The organism is Bacillus sp. GMs2/2 (genome assembly GCF_050172095.1).
GTDB classification, from domain to species: domain Bacteria; phylum Bacillota; class Bacilli; order Bacillales; family Bacillaceae_G; genus Bacillus_A; species Bacillus_A cereus.
The window spans coordinates 1-1,856 of sequence record NZ_JBNLYE010000583.1; the positions used below are offsets into that span (position 1 = coordinate 1).

Below are 1,856 nucleotides of genomic sequence, written 5' to 3' on the forward strand. Positions count from 1 at the left end.
ATAATAAAAAACGATTAGTTTAATTAAACTAATCGGTAAGATTCAAAAAGAATTGTTGTGTCACATTCTATTATTATATGTGCTCTAAAAATTTCCGAACCTCATTTGGAGATTTTAAAACAATAACCTTTTTCTCTTCGGACAATTGCTCTAACCCTTTTAAAATTGTAGGTCGTTTAGCATTAGGATATTTCCATATCCATTTAAAAAATTGCAAATCAAATCTTTCTTCACATCCCTCGCCCATATCTGGTCTTTTTTTATTCCGGTATTTTACAATTCTTTTAAACGCACGATAAATACAAATTGTTCTATGAATATTAAGGAAGATAATTGTATCAGCTGCATTCAGTCTGATATCCATCGTCCCGCCATAATTCCCATCAATAATCCACTTCTCATCTTTAATTAAGTTATTTTGAACTGCTATTTGTTCTTCTCTCGGAACACCTTCCCAATTCGGTTTCCAAAATAATGCATCAAGATGATGCACCTTAATATTTAATTTATTTCCTAACTGCCTTGCTAATGTAGATTTTCCTGAACCACCAGAACCAATTAATATTATTTTTTTCATACCTTTACGATACCTTCTATAACTTCTTCAATAGCTTCCTTATTAGCAAAAATCCAGAAGAACATTTCTTCATTTAACTTTAATAAATCTGGTAACTGGACAAAATAAGCAATAAAGATAATTTGAATTGAAAGCATAACATACCAAATGGCTTTTAGTTCTTCTTTCGTTAAATCATTTTGTTTATAATAACCTTCAAAGACTTTGCTAACGATATGTAACCATTTCCCTCTTAATTTTTCATCACTAAATAGCTCGCTTAATATACTTGTACAGCAATAACATAAATCAAATGTTTTTACATTATTTTCTAAAATCTCAAAATCTATAAAACCTTCCAGTTTATCATCTTTAAAGATTACATTTGATAGATGCATATCACGATGAATAATTTGTCTCGGTAATGGATGGACCGTTTCCTTGAAAGCTGCGTGCATTCGCTCCATCTTTTGAATTACCTCTCGATGAACATGCTCATTCTTTTCTAAAATCGGTATAGCCCATTCAAATACCATCTTATATAAATCTCTTTTTATTAACTCATGGTCACTATTCACCGAATGTAATGCTTTGTGCAGATTAGCTATTTCTTCTCCAATTGTACTTGCTAGCCTTTCCAGCTTATTCGTATCTTTTATTTCTAAAACACTTCCGGCAACATACTCATATAAGCAATAATATTTTTCTTTATATAATACATATTGTTCATCATTTTCTGTCTTTACTACTCTCTGTACTTTAATTCCCTTTTCATACAGTTGCTTCAAAACATCGAATTCAACTAGAAGTTGCTTTATCGATCCCGTTCTCTTTAAAATGTACTCTTTATTCTTGCATAAAACCTTCGCTACTTTTGGTTGAATTACAGTAGCTGTGACATGTTCATTTCGAAACCAAAGCTTTGCAATTTCCAGTGCTTGTTCCATTTACAATACCCCTTTTACAATTCTTATTTCTTCCGAAAAATAACCTCACACAGTATTCCCACTCCAACACCAATTGTATAAGCCACTAAATCACTCCACAAAAAACCGTATCCCAACACGAGTCCGCCCAAAGTCGTTCCACGAATGCTATCTATCCATTCCGCATGATACAATTGGCTCGCTTCAATCCCGTAGCAAAACATTAAACTAATAAAAGCCAACTTCTTCGTCTCTGTTTTAGGAAACAAAAATCCAAAGCCAGTGAAAATCATTAATGCCCATAATGCATCACCTAAATAATCATTTAATAGATGTGGTAGTGCAAAAGCAAACTTTCTTGAGCTAAGACCTAA

The 1,856-nt window shown here is 32.3% G+C and carries 3 protein-coding genes; all 3 read right to left on the reverse strand.

The features are described from left to right. Window positions 1-73: 73 nt before the first annotated feature. The gene (locus tag ACQGS6_RS27585; protein ID WP_000720554.1) at window positions 74-577 is read right to left on the reverse strand and encodes a DNA topology modulation protein; all 504 of its coding nucleotides are present in this window, start codon (window positions 575-577) and stop codon (window positions 74-76) included. Beyond that, a complete protein-coding gene (locus ACQGS6_RS27590; protein WP_000434090.1) occupies window positions 574-1,503 on the reverse strand; it encodes a phosphotransferase enzyme family protein in 930 nt (309 codons plus the stop codon). Before ACQGS6_RS27590 ends, ACQGS6_RS27585 begins: the two co-directional genes overlap by 4 nt. Before the next feature lie 23 nt (window positions 1,504-1,526). Then, window positions 1,527-1,856: DUF2809 domain-containing protein (locus tag ACQGS6_RS27595; protein ID WP_426965965.1), on the reverse strand; the 330-nt coding region annotated here is incomplete at its 5' end.

Bases quoted from the DNA above. Each gene is read 5' to 3' on its own strand.
- ACQGS6_RS27585 (WP_000720554.1), bottom strand. From the start codon at position 577: ATGAAAAAAATAATATTAATTGGTTCTGGTGGTTCAGGAAAATCTACA.
- ACQGS6_RS27590 (WP_000434090.1), bottom strand. From the start codon at position 1,503: ATGGAACAAGCACTGGAAATTGCAAAGCTTTGGTTTCGAAATGAACAT.